The organism is Streptomyces sp. NA02950 (assembly GCF_013364155.1).
In the GTDB taxonomy this organism is placed as follows: domain Bacteria; phylum Actinomycetota; class Actinomycetes; order Streptomycetales; family Streptomycetaceae; genus Streptomyces.
Window position 1 is genome coordinate 611,460 of the sequence record NZ_CP054916.1, and the last position, 22,988, is coordinate 634,447.

A 22,988-nucleotide genomic window follows, 5' to 3' on the forward strand; every position below is an offset into this window, starting at 1 on the left:
GAGCCACTTCTTTGATTCAGCGGAAGGAGTGCACGAGCTCGACCGCGACGTGGACACAGCCTCAGGGTGTCCGCATCCGCCCCATGAGGGCTGCGGCACGAGCGGCGATGTCGGCCACGATGCGGCCCGCCGGGGCGGTGTCGTGGACGAGCCCGGCGCTCTGGCCCGCGTAGAGGGCGAGGGCCTCCAGGTCGCCCGACATGCCGGGCACCGGGACCATGTCCTCGTAACGCGGCCAGGCCCGTCCGTCGGCGCCGCGCGCCACTACGGCGCCTTCTCCGGGACGGTTCGGCGCGGCGGGACGGTCCGCGGCCTCCCAGGCGCTGAGCGTGGAGTTGCGCAGTGCACGATGCGGGGCGTCGGGCCAGCCGCCGTCGAAGCAGCGCGTGTGCACCGCGTCCTGCGGCGCCGCCCGGATCACGGCTTGGCGGTAGACCTCGTGCGTGGCCGCCTCGCTTGCCGTCAGGAATCGGGTGCCCAGCCATCCGGCCTGGGCCCCGAGAGCCAGTACGGCGGCGAGCCCGCGCCCGTCGGCAATGCCGCCGGCGGCGATGACGGGCACCGGGTGCACGGCGTCCACGACTGCGGGCACGAGCGCCATCGTGGTGGTCTCCCCGCGCACATGGCCGCCCGCTTCACACCCCTGGGCCACGATCACATCGACCCCTGCGGCAACGGCGCGTTCGGCCTCGGAGACGGAACCGACGGTGTGGAGGTGAACGGCGCCGGCCGAGCGCACGCGTCCGGCGACGGCCGAGGGGTCACCCCAGAACGTCGAGATGACCGGCACCCGTTCCGCCAGGCAGGCGTCGAGAAGCTCGTCGACGGGGAAGTCCAGCACCAAGTTCACGGCGAAGGGCCTCGGCGTCAACCGCCGGACCTCCCGGATCCGGCGCACCGCCTCTTGGGCGGTGACCCACGTCAGGGCGAGGGTGCCGAGCCCGCCCGCGTCCGCCACCGCAGCCACCAGGTCCGTGGTGACCGCAGACCCGATGGGTGCCTGCACCACGGGCACCTCGATCCCCAACTGCCGGCACACCGGTGTGGTCAACGCCGTCATGCTGCCCCCCACGTGGAGTGTTTCGGATTCCGAATCACCAAGCGATGCTAGTGTTTCGGAAACCGAAACACCAGGGGCTGTGGATCCGCCGGAGCACAAGGAGGGCCGCGATGGTCACACCGACACCAGGACGGCCGGTACGTGGCTCGACCACCGGACGCCCTCTCATGGCCGCGCTCGATCTGTTCGGCCGGCGATGGAGCCTGCGAGTGGTGTGGGAACTGCACGAGGGCGCCCTGGGCTTCCGAGCCCTTCGAGGACGCTGCGGGGACATGTCCTCCAGCGTGCTGCGTCAACGCCTCGTCGAACTGATCGAGGCACGTCTGGTGCACCAGACCCCGGACAGCCACTACGCCCTCACCCCGCTGGGACGACAGGCCTACACGGCACTCAGCCCCCTCGTCGACTGGTCGGCCACCTGGGCCACCGAACTCGCCGAGCACTCCCCCGACCCCGGCACCCCGGGCACCCCCGACACGGGACAGGAACGGACCTAGGGGTTTTCGTTCGGATCATCGGCGCACCAGAGGACGATGGATCGGAGCCCGGTCACCGGGTCGGCGGAATGTGTTGGACAGCGGCCGTACGAGGATCCTGCCGCCCTGTGGCATCCGTCAGCCAATACGGGCGCACGAGTGGCAGGGTGCCCTCCCCCGCCGAGATGTCGGTGACGGGCAGCCACACCTCGAAGCGTGCTCCGGGGCGCCCGTCGGGGCGGTCCCCTACGGTGATCCGGCCCTGGTGCAAGGCGATCTGCTGGGCGACCAGCGTCAGGCCGAGGCCGGAGCCGGAGCTGTTCGGGCCCCTTCGGAAGCGTTCGAAGACTTCTTCGCGCCGTGTGGTCGGGACACCGGGCCCGTGATCGTCCACCGTGAGCAGCACTGCCGGACGATCCTGACCGCGGGACGGGTGCTCGCTTTCCGCAACGCGGAACCCGTGCTCCCGGGATGGTCCAGCCCGGGATTCGTGCTCCTGGTGGCAGGGATGCTGGCCAGTCTCGTCCGCTTTCTGCCACTTTCTGCCACTGCGGCCGGTCTCCAGCCGGGACCGGGTGACAGAACTGCGGGCCGCTCAGGGGGAGGCCACGCGCCGCGCCGTCGAGAAGGAGCGTGCCCGCATTGCCGCCGAACCGCACGACGTGGTGACCCACAATGTGAGCGTGATGGTGATCCAGGCCGGCGCGGCCCGCACAGTGGGGTACACGGCGCCCGAGCAGCCCAAGGAGGCATGCTGGCCGTCGAGGCGGGCGGTCGGGCCGCCATGGCCGAACTCCGCCACGTGATGGGCCTGCAGGCCGCACCGGACCACGAGAGGCCCGACGGCCTGGAGCCCCAGCCGGGGCTCGCACAGCTCGGGGCGCTCGTCGCACGAGTACGCGCCGCCAGTACGCCCGTGAGCGTCGGGGTGTCGCTGCCGCCGGATCCGCTGCCACCGGGGGTGGACCTCGCGGCGTATCGCGTCGTACAGGGGGCACTGACCAACACGATCAAGCACGCGCGACCTGTCCGGCCTGACCCCGCGCGAGCTCGAGGTGCTCCGCCTACTCGCGACGGGCCTCAGTCATGCCGAACTCGCCTCCCGGCTATTCCTCAGCCCGACCACGGCCAAGAGCCACGTCGGCGGCATCCTGTCGACGCTGGACCTGCGCGACCGCGTCCAGGCTGTCGTCTACGCCTACGAGAGGGGGCTGATCGCCCCGGGCGGGGGCGCAGAGAAGGCTGGCGAGTTGGGGCTCGGTGCGGTTCTCGACCCGGCCCGGCCAACTGCCCTCAGAGCCGCAGCGCCCGTCGGTCTCGGTGCCTTGTGTGGATGCGCCGGCGAGGAGAGTTCCGATGCCGCCCTGGAGCGGATGGCGCAGGAGCGCGACCGGTTCTCCCAGCACATCACCGACCTCATGGGGACGCGGGAGACACTCGATGAGCTGATGGCCATGGCCCGAGCGCACCGGGAGATGCTGCGCACGGCAGTGACCGACTGATCCGTTCGCCTCCCTCTCCCCCGGCCGCCTACCGGCGGGTTCCGCCACCCACCGGAGCAGCACCTCGCCACTCACGGGCTCGGCGTCGACATCAGGATGACCGCGGTCGCCGCAGTCCCTGAAGGAGCAGTTCAACCAGACGACGAGGGTCGTACCGGGGATCGCTGTCCCGTCCGATGCAGAGGTTGCCGATACCCCGCATCAGTTCGTAGGCGTGCGTACCGGGCCTGATTTCACCAGCGTTGACCGCGGCGTCGAGCAACTGCTCGCAGACGGGCACCAAGCGGTCGAGGAAGTAGGCGTGCAGGGCGTCGAAGCCGCTGCTGTCCGATTGCAGCGCGTTCGCAAGTCCGTGCTTCGTGACCAGGAAATCCACGAAAAGGTCGATCCACTGACGGAGTGCCGCGAGCGGAGAGTCGGCACTGTCCAGCAGGTTCGGGCCGGCCTCGGCGCAGGCCTCGACCTGGTGACGGTAGACAGCGACGACCAGATCCGCCCGATTCGGGAAGTGGCGATAGATCGTCCCCATCCCGACCCCCGCCCTGGCCGCGATCTCACGGATCGGCGCGTCGACGCCGGAGGTGACAAACACCTCGGCGGCAGCGGCGAGCAGAGTCCGCTGGTTGCGCAGCGCGTCGGCCCGCTTGCTTCGGGACGGCACCTCCCCGGACTGGCCTGTGGTGGGCACCGCGCTCTCCTTCCGATGGCCGTTGACAAAGCGGAACACTGCTCCGTTATATTAAATGGAACAACGCTCCGCTTTCAGTTTAGTCGAAGCCGGACGCTCCTGTCCGCCTCCCCCACCGGCCGCATGAGACCGGCTGCGGAGGCCATTGAAGGGACATACGCATCATGAGTGCACCGACTCACCCAGGCGGCACCTTCCGCTCGCCCACTCCCGTCCTCTCGGTCAGTCCGGTCGTGCTGCCGGCTCCCGGCCGAGCCGTGGACCTGAAGGTGCGAGTCTCCGCGCCCGTGACCGGGGACGACCTGCCGATCATCCTCCTCTCGCACGGCCAGGGGCCCTCGAACAACCTCTCCTCACTGAACGGCTACGCCCCCCTCGCCAACTTCTGGGCGGCACACGGCTTCGTCGTGATCCAGCCGACCCATCTGAGCTCCAGGACGCTGAGCCTGGCTCCCGACACCCCCGGGGCGCCTTTGTACTGGCGATCACGAGCCGAGGACATGCAGCGCATCCTCGACCGGATCGACGTGATCGAGGCCGCCGTCCCGCAGCTCCTCGGACGCCTGGACCAGAGCAAGGTCGCCGTAGCCGGGCACTCGATGGGCGGGCACACCGCGAGCCTGCTGCTGGGTGCCCGGCTCACCGATCCGGACGACGGGACCGAAGTGAACCTGGCCGAGCCCCGGATCACGGCGGGTGTCCTGCTTGCCGCGCCCGGCAGGGGCGGCGACGCCCTCACCGAGTTCGTGGCCGAGCATTACTCCTTCTTCTTGACCACGGACTTCTCCAAGATGACGACGCCCGCGCTCGTGGTCGCCGGCGACAAGGACACCTCTGCCCACCTGACGGTTCGGGGCCCGGACTGGCACACCGATCCCTACGTCCTCTCCCCCGGCCCCAAGTCCCTGCTCACCCTGTTCGACGCGGAGCACGGGCTCGGCGGGGTCTCCGGATACGACGTCGCCGAGACCACGGACGAGAACCCCGGGCGAGTGTCCGCGGTCCAGCGGCTCACCTGGGCCTACCTCCGCAGCGAGCTCTACCCGGGGGATTCCGCCTGGCAGGCGGAGCGTGACGCGCTGGCCGCCGACCCCGACCCGCTCGGACGAGTCGAATCCAAATAGGCCGCGCGAGAGACAGGGGGCGGCGTCGCGGTGCGCCTCGACGACGGCCGCAGCGTCCGGCGCGGCCGACTCCGGAATTCACCGCGCCGGATCGGTGTCATAAGCCGTCCGCGCCCGCCCGACTCTCTCCGTGGTGTCGACGGCCCATTCGGTGAGGTGGGCGAAGAGCGGACCGAGGCTGCGCCCCAGCTCACTGATCTCGTATTCCACCCGCGGGGGAACCTCGGGGTGATACGTCCGCACGATCGGTCCGTCCCGCTCCAGTCGTCTGAGCCGCTGGGTGAGCACCTTCGGAGTGACCCGGGTGATCCGCCGTTCCAGCCCGACGAACCGCTGACGGCCGTAGGTGCGCAGGGCCCACAGGATCGGTGTGGTCCACCGGCTGAACACGATGGCCACGACCGGACTGACCGGGCAGGCGACTGGCGACCCCACCCCCGCCGAACAGCGGATCGGTCCCGATGTCACTCCCGATGTCGAACGAGTCCTCGGCCGCGCACCCCAGAACTTCGGCGGATGGGTGCGGAGACACCTCTCGGCCTTCCGCTGAGGCCTCCCGGCAGGGAAACACCGCACTGGGCCGGTGAACACCCCGCCCGCGACGCCCGGTCATGAGGGCGGGGTCGATGTCGATGCCGGTCCACAGGCCGCGGCATCGGACCGCGACGGCACCGTGCCCGACCAGGGCTTCCAGCCGACCCTGGAGCGGTTTGCCGAGTTCGGCCGCCCGCGCCTGCTGCTCACCGCGTCGAAGGTGACGTCCTCGGCGTCGCAGGCGAACGTCGTGCCGGTGCGGCCCGGTCCTGGCTGGATCTCGTTGGCGATGAAGAGCAACCTTCACGCGACCCCCTTCTGCTCGGAGGTACGTCCGCGGAACCGCTCGGTGTCATCGCGTCCATCATCCGGCGCCCTCACGGGAGCCAGACCTCCGTGATGGCCCGTCAGGGTTTGCGCGCGACCCCGCCATAGGCGGCGATATCGCGCACCCCGGCCAGCTCAGGATGCGGTCGGCGCCAGTGCGTGATTTTCCCGAAACCAGGCTCGAGCAGCTCGAGACCGTCGAAGACGGCGCGCAGCTGATCCTGCGTTCGCGGGATATAGGGCACACCACCGGACTTGGCGTACTCCTCACACATCCGCACGTAGTACGGGCTATCGGTGGTGCCGTCCCAGTAGACCAGATGACTGCCCGGTGGTACCGCGGCCAGCACCGTTCTCGCGATGCGCAGCAGGCCATCGTAGGTCTCGACATGTCCGAGCACGCCCATGAACATCACGCCGACCGGCTGAGTGAGGTTGAGGATGCTTCTGACCTCCTCAAGGATGTGCTCGGGGTTGTTGAAGTCGGCCTCTACGTAGGTGGTGACACCCTCGTCGGTCGTGCTGGTCAGCAGGGCCCGCGCGTGGGTCAGCACCAAGGGGTCGTTGTCGACGTAGACGACGCGGGCGTCGGGGACGATGTCCTGAGCCACCTCGTGGGTGTTTCGCATGGTGGGTAGACCCGTGCCGATGTCGAGGAACTGCCGGATACCGACCTCGCCGGCCAGATGATCGACGGCGCGGATCAGGAATTTACGGCTCTCGGTCGCCATCTCTCCGATGTCGGGGTCGATCTCCAGGGAGGCGTCGCCGACCTGACGGTCGATGTCGTAATTGTCCTTACCGCCCATCCAGTAGTTCCAGATCCGCGCGGAATGCGGGATGTCGGAGCGGATCTCGTCAGCCACGGCGATGGACCTCCAACGTTGTCGATCACGGACATTCATCATCCAACTACCCTGCGCGCACAGCCCGCAACAGCCGGACGAGTGGCTCAAACGTCCATCACACCCGGTGACCGTAGCGACAGCAGGCAGCATCTGCCCCTGAACTGCGAAATCTCCATGATTCGTTCAGTCGACGGGGCAGCCGTTGCCTTCGACCGGCTTCAGGAGGCAGGCCAAGTTGAGTAGGGCTGGCCCGGCAAGGTCGCCGCGATCGAGGCCAGGCCTCGCCGCGCAGAAGCTCGCCGCCATACGCGGCCCCGCGGCCCACCACACCGCCGTCCGCCTCGGCAGGCCCGATTTCCGTGGCGCCCTCGCGCGCGTCGACCCAGAGCAGCGGAACGGGGATGCGAGGCAGCAGTCCTGAGCGCTACAACGAAGGGATGACCGTCTTCCTCTGTTCCAAGTGCGGCGCCACGATCACGCCGGATCTGGCCGAGCTTGCCGCCGTCCCCGACGTCTCGGACGACGAACGCGACCGGGACGAGAAGACACGCCGCGCACGTTCCACCGTTCCGCGCGGCCACTACGCGATCGACCCTGAGCCCTGGGGACCTCCCTACGTCGTGCAGGACGATCAGGATGACCCGAAGCCGGCTCAGTCACGCGGACCTGTGGTCTGCCGCGCAAAAGGCTTCGTCATCTCGGCGGGCACGCGACACACGGTGCTGGTCCATCCCGACGACGCCGCCGATCTCCAGCCGCTGCCCCACTGGGAGAACAGCAATGGGTGCTGCGGGCCGGCAGGCAACGAGGGGCTCAACCGGGCCTGTCCCTGCGGCGCTCCGGTCGCGACCCTCACGGCCGACTGCTTCGGGCCCTACGAACTGCACGTCGACCCCCTGCGGACCTACGCGTTCTCCCGGTGAGACCGCGAAGCGCGCGTGGACCACGCGCGCGACACATCTGATGGAGCGCGTGCACCCAGCTTCTTCACGACCAGCCAGGCCAGCGCGCGGATGGGCAGCAGCCCGTAACCCGACAGGGCCCAGCAGGCCGTCAGCAGTACCCGCTCCCCAGGGCCGGCCGGCGTGGTGGCGGCGCATCTCGCATTCGCCGAAGCCGGGCGGGCGGTCGGCACCGTCGTCCGCCCTCGCCTCGCCCGCTGCGCAGCATCCCAGGGGAACCAGCCTGCCTGCTCCGGTCAGAGATCAGGGGCCGGAAGCGTGCGATGCCAGATCTCCGTGCAGGTTCGCGCCGCCGCCGGAAGCTGTTCGGGGGATTGGACAAAGGCCCGGTAGAAGGTTCGCTCCGTCATCCAGCACAGCGCCTCGGCGAGGGCCGGCGCGTCCGTGGGAGCGGGGCCGTCCGGCAGGCCGCCTTGGAGCAGGATCGCGGTCATGCCCCGGCCGAAGTCGTCGACCGTGGACGACCACAGGGCGCCGATCTCGGGGATGGCGGCCGAGTAGTCGACGGCGGTGCGCATGACCCGGCCGTGTTCCCGCCACATGCGCTCGGTTCCGCGAACTGCCCGCGCGATGGCGTCGCGAGGGGCCAGGGTGGCGTCGGTCGTCGGAAGGAGTGCTCCCCTGCGCAGGGTGTCGAGGGTGCGCGCGACCAGCGCGGTGAGTACGTCCTTCTTCGAGACGAAGTAGAAGTAGAGCGAGCCGCGGGAGATGCCGGCGCCCGCCGCGATGGCCTCCACGGTCATCGCCTCCACTCCCACCTTCTCCAGGAGCGCCTCCGCGGTGTCGAGGATCGCCTGCTCACGGAGGTCTCCCTTGCGCGGTGCCTCCCGCTGCCTCCTGCCCGTCCGGGGCCTGTCCGTCACCATGGGCCCAGGTTATCGCCCACTCACGAAAATCTACGTGACGCAGAAGAAAATCTGCACTGTGTAGAGTAGCGGGCATGGCGGTGCCGCGGCCACGATCCAGGCGGTGCTGCCGGGCATGCGGCGACGCGGGCGCGGACATGTCCTTGCCGTGACGTCGATGGGCGGGCTGATGACCGTGCCGGGGATGTCGGCGTACTGCGGAAGCAAGTACGCCCTGGAAGGCATTCTGGAAGCCGTCGGCAAGGAAGTGGCGGGCTTCGGCATCCACGTGACGGCGATCGAGCCGGGTTCCTTCCGCACCGACTGGGCGGGCCGTTCCATGGTGCGGGCGAAGCGTTCGATCAGCGACTACGACCAGCTGTTCGATCCGATCAGGGCGGCCCGCCAGGCGGCCAGCGGCAACCAGCTCGGCGATCCGGCCAAGGCGGCCGCCGCCGTGCTGACCGTGCTGGACTCTCCCGAACCGCCGGCGCACCTCGTCCTCGGCTCCGACGCCCTGCGTCTGGTCACCACCGGCCGTGCAGCCGTCGACGAGGACATCCGCACCTGGGAGGAACTCTCCCGCTCCACCGACTTCCCCGACGGCGCCCAGATCCGCTGACGGCGGGCCACTTTGCGTTGGGGATGTGGTGCCCGCGCCGAAGTCCGCTCCAGCGCTGGTGGGATGCGGTCCGTGCTGAGCGCGATCACGCTCGGCACGGACCGCACGATGTCCGTACCAGGGGGCCGTTTCCCCCCTCCCCCGTGGGCGGCCCTCTCGGACGCCGGGCTGGTCAACCCCGAACGACCGCTGACCGCCGATGCCGGACCGACCGGGGTCCTCCGGTCGTCCGTCTCATCATCCTGGTTGCCAGTGGGTCACCCCTCCTTGGCGAACACCGCTTTTCCGCTGGCTTCGCAGGACGACTTCTCCGCCTCGGTCATCGGACGGCTCCGGACCACGACCGCGCTGTTCTTTCCGCCGGTTCCGTTTTCCGCCGGGCTGGAAATGGTGTCCGGAACGAACCAGAAGTAGTGATCCCACTTGGGGCTGTCGTAGTGCGTCTGCCACGTACCGGAGACATCACGCATCAACTGGGCACGGGAGATCCACGCAACTTCCCCGGGCTTTGCCGTCACGTTCTGCTCGTCCGACGCCAAGGACTCCCTGGTCCAGGTGTGGCCGTAGTTCGCCGTCACACTGATGTCGACGATGCCCATGATGTTTCCGCCGGCGGTGATGGAGACTCCGACGGAGTCGGTCGAACCGACCTTCTGCGTCCAGCTCAGCTTCTTGGTGCTGTCCGAAGTACTGCAGTTGTAGAGCGTGTCCGAGACCTGCTGGAAATTACCGAGGTACGGCTCACTGATCTGAGGGGAGTTGAAAGTGCATTTTCCCTCCCCGGATTCGCAGTCCGCCAGGAGCTGCTCACGCGTCGGCTCATCAGCCGCGGACGCGACAGCCGTACCCGCCGTCGCGAGTCCGCACATCGCTAGGGATATCACTAGGATCCGGCTCGCGTTCCGTGTTCTGTGGCGCAGGGCCATATGAAAGCACCTTTCTCTTGCCATCCGATGGCACGCCAACAGACCACCACCAACAACGGGGAGGGAGGAGGCGTACGACCTCAGGTGAATGACGGAGACCACGGAAGAAGACCCCCCGCGTGGAAGGAGTTTCTACCATGAACATGCTGAAGGGCGGAAGCATGTGTTGATTTGACGCACCGTCAGTCATTTCGATGCGAGGGGCAATTGAATAGCCTTCAACGATGCGTGCGCCGACGAAATGAAGACCACCCAAGCTCGCTGATCAGCCCTGCCGATCGGCCGGCTGGCCGATCCCGAGCAGCCCCAGCGGGTGCTGACCGGATGGAACGACAGCGGGAGTGAGCCCACAGAGCCGGTCGTCGTCGAACCCGGCGACGAGGGCCGCACCCAGTCCGACCTCGGCGGCCTGGAGGGAGATGTTCTGGCTGGCGTGCCCGGCCTCCAGCCACACGTACCGCTGTCCCCGACGCCCATGCGGCGGCTGATCGGCGCAATGCTGCGTGGTCGCGTCCATGTCACCGCTGAGCAGCAGCAGCGCCGCCGCCTGTTGCAACCAGTGGTGGTCGGCAAAGGTGCTGCCGGCTCAGCCGACCGCCGAGCCCGCTCACCCGCAACGGGCAGTCGGGCTCGCTCACAACATCGCCGCGGAGGCTGGCACCGCCGCGGTGCTCGAACGCGACACCGCCGCAACCGACAGGTAATGACCGGGGTGCCCCGGCCCGGAATGCGCGCCGTGGATATGCACACTTCCAGCCGACGGACGTGGATCAACAGCGGGGCCGCGGTCGGGATGCACCGGCTCCCGCGTGGTTCAGCGCACGCTCCATGCGCTCACCGCGGACAGTGACACCCGAAAGAACTCGCCCAGCGCGGCGGGAAGGCTACTGGAGCCGGAGATCAGGTGACAGCCCTGGAGGTGGAGAAACGCCGGCGGATACGCCAGGGGCTCCGCCGCCTCCCGCTCGAAGTCCTCGGCGAAGCGTTCGTCCGGCAGATCGGCCTCACCGAGCCGACCGGCGATGTGCGTTGCCCAGTGCCGGTGCGGCACGATACGGCCGGTCACCACCGCGCCCTCCGCTACGACCGTGATACGAGGACCACCGCCCTCCATCTCCGTACGGTTGATCAGATCGATGAGCAGTTCGTCTCGTATGGCCATGCCCAGACTGTAATGATCACCACAGGGTAAAGGACCGACCACCCCACGCCGTTGGAGCGTGGACACGCGTGACCGGTCCGCCGCGGAGGGCGCGAGCACGATGACCAGGAGGTGGGTGCGTGCCGAGTCGGCGGCCCGTACCCTCTCCCTTTTTTGCTGCACTATCGGCACCTGGCGCGACGGGAGGCAGGTCCGTCTGGATTTTCCGTGGCCGGAACCTTGTTGAGGTTCACGAAGCGGCCCATCCGCAGGGCAAGTTGACAATGGCAAATCGACGCCACTCAGGCCGGTTCAGGGCGGGGTGCTTTCTCGCCGTGCACGGCTGTGTATTCCGCCGCGAGCCAGGGCCCCAGGTCGTCGATGAGCATGCTGAGTACCGCCGGATCTGCCGAGGGAGTGCGGCCTGTGGCCGCGGCCAGGCGCATCTGCTCCCGGCGCCTAGGGTAGTAGCGGCCGAAGAGCTCGGCGGACTCGCCGAGGTCGCTGGTCCAGCCGCCCCAGCGAGGCATGACCAGGGTGAAGCCGGTGCGCGCGACCTTGCGGGCGGCAAGACGGCTGAGGGTCTTGCGGTCCGCTTCCGTGGCGGCTTCGGCCGCTCGGGTACGCCAGCGTGGGAGCGCGAGGGAGAGGTCACCGTTCGTCTCGCGGGCGAGCAGGGCCGTTGGGCGGTAGCGGGGAAGCCGTTCGGCAAGGTCGCCGCCCAGCAGCGGGGTGCACAGACAAGCGACGAAGAAGCCACCGTCATAGCGCTCGAGGTCACTGAGCAGGGCGCGTGCGCTGGACAAGAGGATGCCGACGCCGTCGATCTGTGTGAAGGAACGGTCGAGAGTGGCCTCGATCGTCTTGGTGTCCGCTCGGTCCGCCTCGGTGGGTTCGTGGCGGAGGGCGAGAAGCAGGTCGAGGTCAGATATGCCGGGGAGGGCGGCACCGCGGGGGATGCTGCCGTAGACGTAGGCGCTGTGCAGCCGGGTGCTGTCGAACATCTCGGTGATCAGAGCCCGGGCGGCAACGATGACGGGGTCGAAGGCCTCTGACACGCGGCTCAGCGCACCTTCACGCGCGATCGTCCCATCCTTCTCCAGGCCTTTTGCGCTCATGGGGTCACTTTGCCCCGTGCCTTCGTCTGCTGCCGAGCGTTTTTTCCGTGGTGCTGGCCACGCCTGACATTCCACCTGCGCAGCATGCTCCCGCTGGCCCGGTACGGGGGCGAACTCCTCCCGCGCTCCGAACGCGATCGGTCATACGGCCGAACCCCAACGAGGCTCCAGCAGGAACATGTCGCGTGAGCAGCCGCCGGAGGCTTCTCGGAGGTCGGCGCCACACCGCGGTCTGAGAAGCCCGCACCCCACAGCCCATTGCTTGCCGAGGTCGCCGAACAGATCGCCCTGCCGGAGCGGACCTGGACGGTGTGGGAACCCACACCGCCAAGGGATATACGACCGAGGCGGCCGACACCACCAACGTCGGTATGAAGGCCGACTGCGAGAAAATCAACCTCAACAAGAAGCTGGCCGCCAGCGACGTGTTCGGGCCTGGCGTGAAGGGTTTCTTCTACAGATGCGAGCGGGTTGCCCGGGACACCAACACGTACTGGTTCACCATCAGTTCCGCTGATCGAGGCCAGATCGAGAAACTCTGCGACCCGAACACCGAGTGCCCGATCGTCTACGACGAGCAGCACGACACCTACCGGATCGACGAACCGTTCACATGCACGAGGCTTGCCGCCCCTGCGTAGGAGCTCGTATAGGTGTCGCAACCTCGGAGTACACGGTGTCGGTATGTGGCTGAACGTCTTGAGCAGCGCTCACTCCTGCCCCAGGGTCGATGCGTTCTCACGCTGTGAGCCCGAGCATGGCGCTCGCGTGTTGGGGGGCGGGACCGGCTGCGGCAGCGATGTTGGTCCAGCCTGCCCGGCGAATCAGTCCCATGGCGACGTTGCGCAGGGCGGCCATGGCACGGGGTGCGGGGCCGGTGCGTACTCGCGAGGCGTCCTCCTGGAACGTGACGTCTCTGACGTGGTGCAGGGCTTCAACTGTCCAGTGGTTCTGGACGAGTTCGGCGAGCCGTGCCCGCCTGACCTGTTCGGAGGATCAGGCTGCTGATCGCGTAGATGGTCTTCGTCTCGATCCTGCCGCGATCAGGGTCTGGCAGTAGTCGAACGCGGCGGCGAGCAGGTGGACGGCCTGGCTGTCGGTGCGGGATCCACGCACGGTCTTGGCGTCGGCGGCAAGACCAACCAGCGTGTCGCCGGGTTCGCCGACCGGGTCGGCGGAGTACCGGGCGAGCCAGGCGCCCACGGCGGCGTCGAGGGCGCCGCCGTCCACGCGGGCGAGGAGCCGTCCGAGTGTGGCGGCATTCGGTGCGCTGGAGGCCAGACCGAGCCCTTCGCACAAGGGACACTCAGCGTCCCTTGTGCGGCGATGGTGTTGCCGCGGCTGTGCCGGGCCTTCGGTCCTCGGGTGCCGGGGTCTCGGTTGCGCGGGTGGTCGGTGCGGAGTGCCTGGACACGTAGGCGTCCAGGGGTTCCAACGCACCCCAGGCCTGATCGAAACTGTCCGCAAAGTGCGCCAGGAACTGGGGATTGTCGACGCTGAATCCCGTGAGCTGTCGGCGACCTGCACCGGAGAAGGAGAGGAAGGTGACCGTGTCGTCGATGAGGCCCCTGTTGTACCAGGCGCAGGAAGCACTCCACGGCATGACGCGTGCCTCGTAGGTATAGAGATCCGTGACCTCGTCCTGGTGTTGCCTCAGCCACTCGAAGTAGGTTGCTCTCGGTACGCCCTTGCGTTCGGGGACGCCGATGATGCGCCGCACGCTCGCGCATTCGGCCGAGTTGTCTCTGGCCCACTGTAATACCGTGTCGTAGTAAGAGGTGGGTTCCGTGGATCCCCATTGGGTGGGAGGGTGGAGCCGCACGTAGGTAAGGCGGACTTCGGACCGGGCCGCGCGAATGTGATCGGCTGCGGCCTTGAAGAAGGCGGGCGGGTTCGGGTAGCACACCATCTCCATCTGGGAGGTGCTCCGGAACGCTTCGGAAAGGTCCGGCGCCGTGCCGAAAGTCCGTGAGTCCCGCCGCGCGCCCAGGGTGTCCTGCCTCAGATCGTCGAGTTCCGTCTTGGCCGCACGCCACAACTGGCCCCAGTGTGCCCAGTCGCCCCCGAGCGCGGCCACCAGACGACGGGTGACCGTCTCGCTCGCGAGGCGGTGGCCGTTGAGCACTTCGGAAACGGTCGCCGGGCTGCACTGGGCCCGCGAGGCGATAGTTTTGACCTGAGGCTCGCCGGCGGTGATGCGTAACCGTCGCAACTCCGCGGCGAAGCGCCGCACGGGCGGTGTCTCGGAATGTCGGTTGGTGCCCATGGTGCCCCCTCGAATGCATACCCCACCGGGCGACTGAGATCTTCCCACAAGAGCCCTCGAAGGCGCAGAGTTTCACGGAGCTTCCTTGAAGTTCGGTGAAGAGTGCCATATTTGCGGGCGCCTGAGATCCCACGTTCGGCATCGCACGCACAGAATGCGCCGGGGTTCCGTGCCGATCGGGACATCCGGGAATCCGTGGACGGCCGACGGGGGAACTGATCGAATGAACCTCACCCCTGGCAGAACAAGACAGGAAGAGGTAAGGATGCGTGCACATCACTTTCAGAGACGTGCTTCACGATCACTACATGGCATTCCTGGCGATTCTCGTGATCGGAATCATCCTGATCATCACAGGGAACGGAATATCGGAATCCACGTCGATCTACCTGAACTGCGTACTCGGCGTGGCCGGGCTGGTCACCGCCTATGCGCTCGCAGCGCCTCCTGACCCGCACACCCAGGGCTGATCCATAGTCCTGACGACTCCAAGCGCCGGCAGATCACACCGATATGACCCACCTTCATCACAGCAGAGCACACGCAACGAAGCCCCGATGATCAAGGAGACCTACCAAGTCGCCTGATCATCGGAGCTTCGATGTGCCACCTGCGCCGCGTGCTGGCCCTGGTGTGCCCCGGAGGGTTCGCTGACCTGCTCGGCCACGCCCCGGACGGGGCCCAGGCGGTCGCGGTGGGCGGCAAGAGCGCCCGCGATTCGCACACCGGTGCCGCGCCCGCTGCCCACCTACTGTCCGCCGGTGCGGCCGGCCGCACCGTCAGCCAGTTGCGGTGCGGGACAAGACCAACGAGATCACCGCGTTCGCGCTGACTCCTGCCCGAGGGCGCTGTGAAGAGGTCAGTCCTGGCGGACGATGTTCCTGCCGGGGCCCCCGGAGAGTGTGTCGTTGCCGGGGCCGCCGTACAGCTCGTCGTCACCGCTGTTTCCGTAGATCGTGTCATCACCGCTGTTGCCGTACAGGACGTCGTTGCCCTTCCCACCGTAGAGGAAGTCGTTTCCAGCCCCGCCGTAGATCGTGTCGTTGCCGTCGCCGCCGGACAGACTCTGCCTGTCCGCCTCGCCGTGGATCTCGTCGTCGCCCGCTCCCCCGTCGACGGCGCTGTCCTCGCCCTTGGAGTAGATCGTGTCCTTGCCGTTGCCACCCTGGGCGATGGTTCCGTCGGCGGCGTGGATCGTGTCGTTGCCATCACCGCCGCGGGCCACCGTGACCCCGCCCGCCGTGAGGGTGTCGTCGCCCGCTCCGCCGTCGACATCGTTGCCGTTGACGCCCCCGGTGTCGGTGTGCGTGTCCTTGCCGGCACCGAGGTCGATGGAGGCGAAGTAGTACGCCTGGTCAGTGGCGTTGTTGTAGGTGACGACATCGTTGCCGTCACCGAGAGCCAGCTTCAGGGTGGCGTAAGGGTCCTGGCTCTCCAGGGTCTCGACCGTGCAGGAGACCTTGGTTCGGTCCGCGCTGCTCGGGTAGGTGCAGCCGGACCCCGAGCTGATCGGAACCAAGTCGTCGATCACATAGGTGATCTGCGTGGAGCCGCTGGTCATCGACGCGGTGACGGTCACCTTGTTGGTCTGGCCGGAGGCGGCCGTGTAGAGGATCGCGTGGTCGCTCGCGCTGAACGCGGCGGTGGCCGACGACGTCGTCGCGGCGCCGGCCGTCCCGGTCAGGAAGAGTGGAGCGGCCAGCCCCGTACCCAGAGCCAGCGTCAGCGCCGACGCAGCACGTAAAGCCCGGCGGCTGACGAGAAGAGGAGAGGGCATTGCAAACCTCCATGAGGCGTATGCGGTTCTTACAATTGCGTGTGACACCCGGGGTTTGCGGTTGGTTGTGTTCCAGCTCGCGCGACATACCTCCGCGCAGTCGTGACACCGTCGGCCGGAATGTTCGCTGACCAGCGACGTTTGGCCGATCAGCCGCGATGCGACATTCGCTCTTCAGAGGTGGTTCAACATAAATTCATGATGCCGATATGGGTGGTCCCAGGCAGGGGGCTCGCGGCGCGGGAGACGCCGCACGAGGGAGATGAGACATGGCACCGTGCGGCGGCGGGTCCGATTGCGTGCCTCTCCCCGTCACCCCAGCCTCCATGGCCGAAGTATCTCAGCCCACCCGCGCTGAAGGGGCACTCGGCGTTACCATGGCCGGGCCGTCGGCAATCAGGTGGCGAGGCGGGGCAGGCCCGCTCCTGCGTGGTGGCTGATGCCGCGCTTGCCGATCGTCCGGAGCTGCGGACCCCCGTCGTCGTCACGCGTCCCAACGCCAGACGATCTTCGGCACTCAACGCAACCGGATACTTCTTCTGTGAGGACACGGCACCCCTGCCCGGCCGAACGGAAGCGACAAGGGGAGCTTGCCCGGCCCCAACCCCACCAACCAGAACAATACTTAGCCGCGACGATTTACTAGGGTCCACGCGCTCGAGCTTGGTCCAGCCGGTCCAGCCTCGCCGCTTCAGCAGTTCGATCAGCCGGCGGGCCGGCGGCACGGTGTCAAACGCCAGGGTGTCCATCAGCTTGGCGAAGGGCGGCTGGATATCGGCATCGTCGACGTAGTCCTCGCCCTGCTCTTCGGCCAACTGCGTGAGGTAGGCGGCCAGTTTGTCGGCCAGTTCGACCATCCGTGGATCGTCGTCGGTCCGGTCGAGAGCCTGGCCCAGGGTGAGATAGAAGTCGATGAGCTGCGGGTCGGCAATCTGCTCCCGCTTGCGTGCCATCCACTCCGGGACTCGCTCGGGTGAGTGCGCGGCCAGCGGGTTCCAGCCGTCGCGTTCGACCTGGACGATCCGCTCGTCGACCCCGAGCGCCCGCAGCCGGTCGAGAAACTCGACCACCTCCGGGGGCAGCGCCAGGTTGTCCCCGGAGGTGAGACGGGCGATCCGCTCGCGGTGTCGCTGCCGCTCCCGGATCTCAGCCCGCAGCCGCTTGTCGATGTCTGCGACCACCGCGGCGACCCCCGAACACAGGTCCTGGCTCAACATCGCCGAGATCGAGCTCTCCGCCCTCACCCGCCAGTGCCTGGACCGCCGCATCGACGACCTCGCCGTGCTCAACACCGAACTCGCCGCCTGGCAGCAGCACACCAACAGCAACCAGCGCCAAGTCGACTGGCACTTCACCACCGACGACGCACGCGCTGCGCCACCTCTACCCAACCACACAGCAAAATTAAGCCGCGACGATCTACTAGTAGGACTCCGTTAGGTCTGTCTTGATCTTGGTGTGGCCCTGCTGGGCAGAGGTTGGTGGCAGGTGCTGCAGATGTCGGTCCAGCAGTTCAGGAGGTCTTGGAGGGCGTCGAGGGTCTGGTAGAGGGTGAGTCCGGTGTGTCGGCTTTTGGGGACAGGCGCTGTTCGGTGAGGAAGGCGTGGGCGGCGGTGACCAGGGTGGCGTGGTGGTGCCGGCCGTTCCAGGAGCGGCCTTCGAAGTGGTCCAGGCCGAGGCCGTGCTTGAGTTCGCGGTAGTCGTGTTCGATCCGCCGGCGGATCTTTGCCGGGCGGACCAGGTCGGCGACGGCGGTGTCCTCGGGCAGGTCCGACAGCCAGAAGCGGGTCGGTTCGTCCTCGCCGTCGGGCCATTGGGCGAGCAGCCGCACCTGGGGCAGGACGCCGTCCCACTGGCCGTGCTCGGCCTCCGCGGCTGCCTGGGCCGGCCGGCGTGAGCGTACCCCGGCCGGCCGGACAGGCATGGTGAGGAAGCAGGAGGTCATCGGTCCGCGGGAGCCTTCCCGCCAGGTCACCTCGCTGAAGGCTTCCCGTCCGGCGGCCGCGGCCAGTTCCGCTACCGTCACCGGTGGCTGTCGGTAGCGGGGCGCCGGCCGGCGGCCGGTGCCGGACCAGGCGGGGACGGCGGGGACCACCCTCGTGGCGCTGGACGGTGATATCGCCGCGGATGCCGACTGCGTAACGGATGTCCCGCCCGGCCAGGCCGGCGCGGAAGTCGGCGTTCTGTCCGTAGCCGGCATCCGCCACCACGACCGGCGGCGCAAGGTGCCATGTGGCCAGTTCGTCCAGGGCATCCAGTGCCAGCCGCCACTTCTCCCGGTGACCGACGTCCTCGGGGACGCCGGTCCGCCGGCGCCGGACGGCGTCATCCGCCCACTCCTGGGGTAGGAACAGCCGCCAGTCCAGCGGGCACAACGAGCCGGGGGCTGCCGCTGCCGCGGGTCGATCTGGAGGACAGGGCGGCGGATACAGGCTGCGATCGCGAACGATCCGGGACTTCCCTGGTGTACCCGAGCGAACCCGCGCGCATGGGCTTACGTCGAATGATGGGTGCGTGCAGGTTTCGCGTTCAGCTTCGGCGATGCGAGCCGATCAGATCGTCGCGGACGTCAACTCTGCCGCCAACCGACCTGAGTACGGCGCACATCCCGGATGAGTAGGACAACGGCTGTACGAGCCGGTGAAGCCGACATTGGATCGGGACATGAACCAAACAGTTCCCGCTCCGATGCCCCAGGCCCGGGGCACCCGCTTCTGGGCCATCGTGTGCGCCCTCCTCTTCGCACCGGCTGCCCTCGTCGCCGGTCTGCTCACGCTGGCGTCCGAGCGGGCCTCCCGCTGTGTGACGTACGGAGAGCAGTGCGGCACATGGCTCCCCGGGTCGCTGCTCTCCTGGGGGCTCGGCTTCGGCGCTGTGGCCTGTCTCGTCGCGCTTGCCGCGCCCGCCGCGGTGGTGCGACGGTGGGCGCTCGCCGCCCAGGTCCTCGCCGAGGGCGTGGCACTGCTGGCGATCCTCAGCCACGCGTGACCAGGGCCGTGTCTGCCCCTGTCCTTCCCTGGCGGTCCAGCCCGCCCGATGGTACGTGCCCTCCGCGCGGGCCGAGGTGAAGCGGACCAGCGGGCGATACGTGGTGAGCGTCCACGACCGCACTTCTGCGCGACCGTCCTGCAACGCCGCACGCAGACAAACGAATCCGGCCGGTGCGCCACGCTGCTCCCGCTCACCGAAGGCCCGGGAGACCGTTTCCCAGGCCTCTCCGGCGGCTGTCGGCGGAAACCCCGTCCCCGATAATCGCCCAGCTTGTCCAGGCTGACGAGGACACGGTGCGGGAGGTGATCCACCGGTTCGACGAGATCGGTCCGGCCTGCCTGGACCCTCGATGGGCGGGGAGACCGTCCCCGGCTGCTCAGCGACGACGACGAGGACTTCGCCATCCAGGTCGATCCGTGCTGGCCGACCCGACAAGGCCGCACCCGGATCGAGTCCAAGAAGGCGATGAAGTCCAGGCGCACACTCCGGCCGCGATCAGCCGCCACCACCCATCCGTGGGGGCGCCTATGTCAGGGCGCGATGGGGAGTCGGCGCTTGTGGTCGGTGAGGCGGTAGCGGCGGACGATCGTTTCAAAGGCCCGTTCCTCCACCGGCTTGCCCTCGAGGAAGTCGTCGATGTCGTCGTACGTGACCCCGAGCGCGTCCTCGTCGGCCTTGCCCGGGTCGAGGGACTCCAGGTCGGCCGTCGGGGTCTTCCACACCAGCGCGGCGGGAGCGCCCAGGGCGTCCGCGACGGCGCGCACCCGGCGCTTGGTCAGGCCGGTCAGCGGGACCAGGTCGGCGGCGCCGTCGCCGAACTTGGTGAAGAAGCCGGAGACCGCTTCGGCGGCGTGGTCGGTGCCGACGACCAGGCCGCTGTGCGCGCCGGCCACCGCGTACTGGGCAATCATGCGCTGCCGGGCCTTGATGTTGCCGTGCACGAAGTCCTGGTGGTGCGCGTCCCGGAAGGTCACGCCGGAGGCCGGCAAGGCCGCGAGCGCCGCGTCGCTCGCGGCCTTGATGTCCACGGTCAGCACGTGGTCGGCCCGGATGAAGGAGAGCGCGAGCTGGGCGTCGTGCTCGTCGGCCTGGACCCCGTAGGGCAGCCGCATCGCGTAGAACCGCGCCTCGTGCCCGGCCGCTCGGGCGTGCTCCACGGCGAGCTGACACAGCCGGCCGGTCGTGGTGGAGTCGACTCCGCCGCTGATGCCGAGCACGAGGGAGCGCAGACCGGTGGAGGTCAGCTGCTCGGCGAGGAAGGACACCCGGCGTTCGATCTCCCGCTCGGCCTCGAAGGTCTCGGCGACCTGGAGTTCCCGGGCAATCTCCCGCTGCGGGGCTATGGACGCCGGCTCGCTCACGTCTGCTCCTTGCTCTGATGCACATGTGCTGAGGTCGCGCCCACACTATGCCCGGCGGATCCGGCAGGACAGCACGGGTCGGCTCCCCCATCCATCCCCTCCGGTTCACAGCGACGCTTGACGGCCCCCACTTCATTGAGCGTAGGCTCAGTGAGCCATTACTCATCGAAGGAGGGCGATGTCGTCTCGCGCGGAGCAGAAGGAGGCCACCCGGCAGCGCCTGATCGTTCAGGCCGTACGGCTGGTGGGCGAGCGGGGCTTCGGGCAGACCCGTACGGTGGACGTGGCGAAGGCGGCCCGGGTGTCGCACGGCACGGTCTTCACGCACTTCCCCTCACGGGAGGACCTCGTCCTGGCGGTCGCCGGACATATCGGCCGCAAGACCACCGACCGGCTGCATGAACTGGCCGGGGCAGGCCGTGGGCTCGACGACGTCCTGCAAGCCCATCTCCAGTGCCTGCAGGAGAACGAAGACGCCTATCGGCAGCTGGTCCTCGAAGCACCACTGCTGCCCGCGGAGTTCCGGGCCACCTGGGTGGGGCTGCAATCGGCGGTGTCCTCGTATGTGTGCGCCGCCGCGGAGGCCGAGGCCGCCGAGGGCCGGACCCGGGCGCTGCCCGCGCATCTGGTGTTCAACACCTGGATCGGCCTGGTGCACCACTACCTGGTCAACAAGGACCTGTTCGTGACCGAGGGGTCCGTCATCGCCGCGCACGGCCCGTCATTGACGGAGTACTTCATGACCTTGCTGCGCACGTAGTAGTCACATCGGAGGAGATCTCGTGTCCGAGTACGACGACCCCACCTGTATCAGCTGCGGAATGCCCATGCGCGCTCCCGAGGAGCACGCGGCCGCCGATCCGTCGAAGGACTACTGCCACCACTGCGCACACGAAGACGGCCGGATGAAGAGCTACGAGGAAGTCCTGACCGGCTTCACCGGATTCCTCCAGCACACCCAGGGCCTGCGGGACGACGTGGCCCGCCAGACGGCGACCCACATGCTGGCCAAGCAGCCCGCCTGGAGCAACCGCTGACGCGCACGACGCTGTCCGTCGTCTTCTTCCGTCCGCACCTTCGGGGCGGCCGGAGACGACCGGCACAAAGGCCCCGGAGATGATGATGAGCGACTCCCCCACGCCTGACGGGCTCGTCGCCTGCCTACAGTCTCCGCAGCGACTCGCCGATCTGCTCATCGCCGAACTCCGTCGTCATGCCGACACGGCGGTTGCCGAGCACGCGTTCATGGTGATGCCGGGGGTCCAGGACGTCATGGGCACCCGCATGAGCGCGGTGACAGCGCTGGTCCACCCACTCGCAAAGATCGGCAAGACCCGTCCCACGGAGGTCATCACCGCCCTGGACCTCCTCTGGAAATCGGGCATCCTGGAACCGCGCCAGCTCGTCGGCAAGACATTGGAGCGTCTGGGCCGCTATCACCCCGAACCCTGCCTGGCCGGATCGGGCGCTATGTGCCCACCCTGGACTGCTGGGCCAACGCGGACAACCTGGCCTGCTTCGCCATGCGGCACATCGTCACGCACGACCCGGCCGGCGCCATCCAGTTCAGCAGCCGCTGCACGAGGAACGCGAGGGCATGGACCCGACGCTTCGGCGTGGTCATCCTGCGAGCCTTCCAGAAGACCTCGGCACCCGGCGATGTCTTCACCATCATCGACGCCCTGCGAGAGGAGCCGGACCACGACGTGCAGAAAGCCGTCGCCTGGATGCTCCGAGACCTCTCCGCACACCACCACGACGCCGTTCTTGGCCTCCTCACCACATGGGCCGCCGCACCGGGCCCAGGGAGCGGACGCATGGTCCGCAACGGGATGAGGAAGTTGCCGACGGCCGAACAGGACCACCTGAAGGAGCTGCTGACCGCCACCTGACAGACGGGCCGCGAGGCGGGCCATCGGCATCACGCCCACCCCCCACCGCTCCGGCGGCGCGCCCGGCAGGAGCATCAGACCAGCCAGCGGCCGTCGCGCATCAACTCCCGATCCCGCAGCTCGTTCTCCTCGCGCCACGCCTGGACGCGGCGCGGGGTGATACGGAACCAGCGGTACGGCCTGGCGGGCGCACGCGGATCGAAACCGGTGCGTTCGGCGAACCGGTCGCCCCGCTCCCGCGGCAGCGCGTCGATGTCGAGGACGTCGACATCGCCGTCGATCATGGATACGTCGCGGGTATGGCCGAGCCCCAGCCGAACGGCCCGTGTGGTGGCCAGATTCCTGCCGGTGGGGCTGTCTGACGGCGTGGCCACCAGCATCGACTCGCCGTCCCAGTCGAACGACAGCGGTACCAGGTACGGCGCGCCGTCGGCCGAGGCAGTGGCCACCCAGACGTCGACGTCATGGGCGAGCCGGTGCTCGGTGTCGTGCCGACGCTGAGCGCGGGAGCGGGGTGCGGCGCTCATC

28 protein-coding genes and 6 pseudogenes are annotated in these 22,988 nt (G+C 68.3%); 15 read left to right on the forward strand and 19 right to left on the reverse strand.

What is annotated here, in order from left to right; translation table 11 throughout:
- Positions 1–61: 61 nt before the first annotated feature.
- Positions 62–1,060, reverse strand: coding sequence for a nitronate monooxygenase family protein (locus HUT19_RS02370; RefSeq protein ID WP_176178829.1), 999 nt, complete (start codon positions 1,058–1,060; stop codon positions 62–64).
- Between the two features lie 110 nt (positions 1,061–1,170).
- Between HUT19_RS02370 and HUT19_RS02375 the strand changes: the two genes are divergently transcribed.
- Entirely contained in the window at positions 1,171–1,557 is a 387-nt protein-coding gene (locus HUT19_RS02375) for a helix-turn-helix domain-containing protein (RefSeq protein WP_176178830.1), read from the forward strand.
- A 52-nt stretch (positions 1,558–1,609) separates the two neighbouring features.
- Here the strand turns inward: HUT19_RS02375 and HUT19_RS02380 are convergent, their stop codons facing one another.
- A complete protein-coding gene (locus tag HUT19_RS02380) occupies positions 1,610–1,942 on the reverse strand; it encodes a sensor histidine kinase KdpD (protein WP_176178831.1) in 333 nt (110 codons plus the stop codon).
- A gap of 30 nt (positions 1,943–1,972) precedes the next feature.
- Here HUT19_RS02380 and HUT19_RS02385 point away from each other — a divergent pair.
- Together HUT19_RS02385 and HUT19_RS02390 are read left to right on the forward strand one after the other, a co-directional pair.
- Positions 1,973–2,557: pseudogene (locus HUT19_RS02385) on the forward strand (sensor histidine kinase); the annotation flags it as partial.
- Positions 2,556–2,768 (forward strand): annotated as a pseudogene (locus tag HUT19_RS02390) (response regulator transcription factor); the annotation flags it as partial. The pseudogenes HUT19_RS02385 and HUT19_RS02390, both read left to right, overlap by 2 nt.
- A 361-nt stretch (positions 2,769–3,129) precedes the next feature.
- On the opposite strand, the gene HUT19_RS02395 reads toward HUT19_RS02390, so the two are convergent.
- On the reverse strand, positions 3,130–3,726 hold the full coding sequence (locus HUT19_RS02395; RefSeq protein ID WP_176178832.1) for a TetR/AcrR family transcriptional regulator: 597 nt from the start codon (positions 3,724–3,726) through the stop codon (positions 3,130–3,132).
- 164 nt (positions 3,727–3,890) lie between these two features.
- On the opposite strand from HUT19_RS02395, the gene HUT19_RS02400 reads away from it, so the two are divergent.
- Entirely contained in the window at positions 3,891–4,850 is a 960-nt protein-coding gene (locus HUT19_RS02400) for a chlorophyllase (RefSeq protein WP_176178833.1), read from the forward strand.
- 78 nt (positions 4,851–4,928) lie between these two features.
- Here the strand turns inward: HUT19_RS02400 and HUT19_RS02405 are convergent, their stop codons facing one another.
- A complete protein-coding gene (locus HUT19_RS02405) occupies positions 4,929–5,318 on the reverse strand; it encodes a helix-turn-helix domain-containing protein (RefSeq protein ID WP_176178834.1) in 390 nt (129 codons plus the stop codon).
- Here HUT19_RS02405 and HUT19_RS02410 point away from each other — a divergent pair.
- Positions 5,242–5,400 carry a hypothetical protein gene (locus tag HUT19_RS02410; RefSeq protein WP_176178451.1) on the forward strand — a complete coding sequence of 53 codons (159 nt, stop codon included), beginning with the start codon at positions 5,242–5,244 and terminating at the stop codon, positions 5,398–5,400. The two genes, HUT19_RS02405 and HUT19_RS02410, sit on opposite strands and share 77 nt — an antisense overlap.
- A 51-nt stretch (positions 5,401–5,451) precedes the next feature.
- Here the strand turns inward: HUT19_RS02410 and HUT19_RS42675 are convergent.
- Both HUT19_RS42675 and HUT19_RS02420 read right to left on the reverse strand, forming a co-directional pair.
- Positions 5,452–5,684, reverse strand: a pseudogene (locus tag HUT19_RS42675) (hypothetical protein); the annotation flags it as partial.
- A gap of 107 nt (positions 5,685–5,791) precedes the next feature.
- Complete coding sequence (locus tag HUT19_RS02420) at positions 5,792–6,577, reverse strand: SAM-dependent methyltransferase (protein WP_254885388.1); 786 nt, start codon at positions 6,575–6,577, stop codon at positions 5,792–5,794.
- A gap of 419 nt (positions 6,578–6,996) precedes the next feature.
- On the opposite strand from HUT19_RS02420, the gene HUT19_RS02425 reads away from it, so the two are divergent.
- Positions 6,997–7,482 (forward strand): hypothetical protein, encoded by a 486-nt coding sequence (locus tag HUT19_RS02425; protein ID WP_176178836.1) that lies wholly within the window; start codon positions 6,997–6,999, stop codon positions 7,480–7,482.
- A gap of 275 nt (positions 7,483–7,757) precedes the next feature.
- Here HUT19_RS02425 and HUT19_RS02430 read toward each other — a convergent pair whose 3' ends face one another.
- Positions 7,758–8,387: a TetR/AcrR family transcriptional regulator gene (locus HUT19_RS02430; protein WP_176178837.1), complete on the reverse strand. Its 630-nt coding sequence runs from the start codon at positions 8,385–8,387 to the stop codon at positions 7,758–7,760.
- 79 nt (positions 8,388–8,466) lie between these two features.
- On the opposite strand from HUT19_RS02430, the pseudogene HUT19_RS02435 reads away from it, so the two are divergent.
- Positions 8,467–8,988 (forward strand): annotated as a pseudogene (locus HUT19_RS02435) (SDR family NAD(P)-dependent oxidoreductase); the annotation flags it as partial.
- 257 nt (positions 8,989–9,245) lie between these two features.
- On the opposite strand, the gene HUT19_RS02440 reads toward HUT19_RS02435, so the two are convergent.
- From HUT19_RS02440 to HUT19_RS02455, 4 genes are all read right to left on the reverse strand, one after another.
- Entirely contained in the window at positions 9,246–9,857 is a 612-nt protein-coding gene (locus HUT19_RS02440) for a hypothetical protein (protein ID WP_176186389.1), read from the reverse strand.
- A gap of 322 nt (positions 9,858–10,179) precedes the next feature.
- The gene (locus tag HUT19_RS02445; RefSeq protein WP_176178838.1) at positions 10,180–10,470 is read right to left on the reverse strand and encodes a nitroreductase family protein; all 291 of its coding nucleotides are present in this window, start codon (positions 10,468–10,470) and stop codon (positions 10,180–10,182) included.
- Between the two features lie 258 nt (positions 10,471–10,728).
- On the reverse strand, positions 10,729–11,076 hold the full coding sequence (locus HUT19_RS02450) for a hypothetical protein (protein ID WP_176178839.1): 348 nt from the start codon (positions 11,074–11,076) through the stop codon (positions 10,729–10,731).
- Between the two features lie 281 nt (positions 11,077–11,357).
- Complete coding sequence (locus HUT19_RS02455) at positions 11,358–12,173, reverse strand: nucleotidyltransferase (RefSeq protein WP_176178840.1); 816 nt, start codon at positions 12,171–12,173, stop codon at positions 11,358–11,360.
- 311 nt (positions 12,174–12,484) lie between these two features.
- Between HUT19_RS02455 and HUT19_RS02460 the strand changes: the two genes are divergently transcribed.
- The gene (locus HUT19_RS02460) at positions 12,485–12,814 is read left to right on the forward strand and encodes a hypothetical protein (protein ID WP_176178841.1); all 330 of its coding nucleotides are present in this window, start codon (positions 12,485–12,487) and stop codon (positions 12,812–12,814) included.
- A gap of 355 nt (positions 12,815–13,169) precedes the next feature.
- Here HUT19_RS02460 and HUT19_RS02465 read toward each other — a convergent pair whose 3' ends face one another.
- On the reverse strand, positions 13,170–13,472 hold the full coding sequence (locus HUT19_RS02465) for a hypothetical protein (protein WP_176178842.1): 303 nt from the start codon (positions 13,470–13,472) through the stop codon (positions 13,170–13,172).
- A gap of 7 nt (positions 13,473–13,479) precedes the next feature.
- Positions 13,480–14,439 carry a helix-turn-helix transcriptional regulator gene (locus tag HUT19_RS02470; protein WP_176178843.1) on the reverse strand — a complete coding sequence of 320 codons (960 nt, stop codon included), beginning with the start codon at positions 14,437–14,439 and terminating at the stop codon, positions 13,480–13,482.
- A 308-nt stretch (positions 14,440–14,747) separates the two neighbouring features.
- Here HUT19_RS02470 and HUT19_RS02475 point away from each other — a divergent pair, with 308 nt between their 5' ends.
- On the forward strand, positions 14,748–14,909 hold the full coding sequence (locus HUT19_RS02475) for a hypothetical protein (RefSeq protein WP_176178844.1): 162 nt from the start codon (positions 14,748–14,750) through the stop codon (positions 14,907–14,909).
- Positions 14,910–15,298: 389 nt separating this feature from the next.
- Here HUT19_RS02475 and HUT19_RS02480 read toward each other — a convergent pair whose 3' ends face one another.
- Entirely contained in the window at positions 15,299–16,216 is a 918-nt protein-coding gene (locus tag HUT19_RS02480) for a calcium-binding protein (RefSeq protein WP_176178845.1), read from the reverse strand.
- Positions 16,217–16,401: 185 nt separating this feature from the next.
- Complete coding sequence (locus HUT19_RS42680; RefSeq protein ID WP_254885389.1) at positions 16,402–17,397, reverse strand: hypothetical protein; 996 nt, start codon at positions 17,395–17,397, stop codon at positions 16,402–16,404.
- Between HUT19_RS42680 and HUT19_RS02490 the strand changes: the two genes are divergently transcribed.
- A complete protein-coding gene (locus tag HUT19_RS02490; RefSeq protein WP_217712234.1) occupies positions 17,384–17,656 on the forward strand; it encodes a hypothetical protein in 273 nt (90 codons plus the stop codon). The two genes, HUT19_RS42680 and HUT19_RS02490, sit on opposite strands and share 14 nt — an antisense overlap.
- Before the next feature lie 73 nt (positions 17,657–17,729).
- Here the strand turns inward: HUT19_RS02490 and HUT19_RS02495 are convergent.
- Positions 17,730–18,594: pseudogene (locus HUT19_RS02495) on the reverse strand (IS701 family transposase); the annotation flags it as partial.
- Positions 18,595–18,880: 286 nt separating this feature from the next.
- Between HUT19_RS02495 and HUT19_RS02500 the strand changes: the two are divergent.
- Positions 18,881–19,204, forward strand: a complete 324-nt coding sequence (locus HUT19_RS02500) for a hypothetical protein (protein ID WP_176178846.1) — start codon at positions 18,881–18,883, stop codon at positions 19,202–19,204.
- Positions 19,205–19,440: 236 nt separating this feature from the next.
- Positions 19,441–19,612: pseudogene (locus HUT19_RS42685) on the forward strand (helix-turn-helix domain-containing protein); the annotation flags it as partial.
- A gap of 125 nt (positions 19,613–19,737) precedes the next feature.
- Here the strand turns inward: HUT19_RS42685 and nadE are convergent.
- A complete protein-coding gene (nadE, locus tag HUT19_RS02505) occupies positions 19,738–20,568 on the reverse strand; it encodes an ammonia-dependent NAD(+) synthetase (protein WP_303331587.1) in 831 nt (276 codons plus the stop codon).
- A 178-nt stretch (positions 20,569–20,746) separates the two neighbouring features.
- Here nadE and HUT19_RS02510 point away from each other — a divergent pair, with 178 nt between their 5' ends.
- Both HUT19_RS02510 and HUT19_RS02515 read left to right on the forward strand, forming a co-directional pair.
- Positions 20,747–21,328, forward strand: coding sequence for a TetR/AcrR family transcriptional regulator (locus tag HUT19_RS02510; RefSeq protein WP_176178847.1), 582 nt, complete (start codon positions 20,747–20,749; stop codon positions 21,326–21,328).
- Positions 21,329–21,350: 22 nt separating this feature from the next.
- The gene (locus tag HUT19_RS02515) at positions 21,351–21,605 is read left to right on the forward strand and encodes a zinc ribbon domain-containing protein (RefSeq protein WP_217712235.1); all 255 of its coding nucleotides are present in this window, start codon (positions 21,351–21,353) and stop codon (positions 21,603–21,605) included.
- Positions 21,606–21,729: 124 nt separating this feature from the next.
- Here the strand turns inward: HUT19_RS02515 and HUT19_RS02520 are convergent, their stop codons facing one another.
- Positions 21,730–21,879, reverse strand: coding sequence for a hypothetical protein (locus HUT19_RS02520; RefSeq protein ID WP_176178848.1), 150 nt, complete (start codon positions 21,877–21,879; stop codon positions 21,730–21,732).
- 161 nt (positions 21,880–22,040) lie between these two features.
- On the opposite strand from HUT19_RS02520, the gene HUT19_RS02525 reads away from it, so the two are divergent.
- Positions 22,041–22,460, forward strand: coding sequence for a DNA alkylation repair protein (locus tag HUT19_RS02525; RefSeq protein ID WP_176178849.1), 420 nt, complete (start codon positions 22,041–22,043; stop codon positions 22,458–22,460).
- Positions 22,461–22,534: 74 nt separating this feature from the next.
- On the opposite strand, the gene HUT19_RS02530 is transcribed toward HUT19_RS02525, so the two are convergent.
- On the reverse strand, positions 22,535–22,987 hold the full coding sequence (locus HUT19_RS02530; RefSeq protein ID WP_176178850.1) for a pyridoxamine 5'-phosphate oxidase family protein: 453 nt from the start codon (positions 22,985–22,987) through the stop codon (positions 22,535–22,537).
- Position 22,988 lies beyond the last annotated feature (1 nt).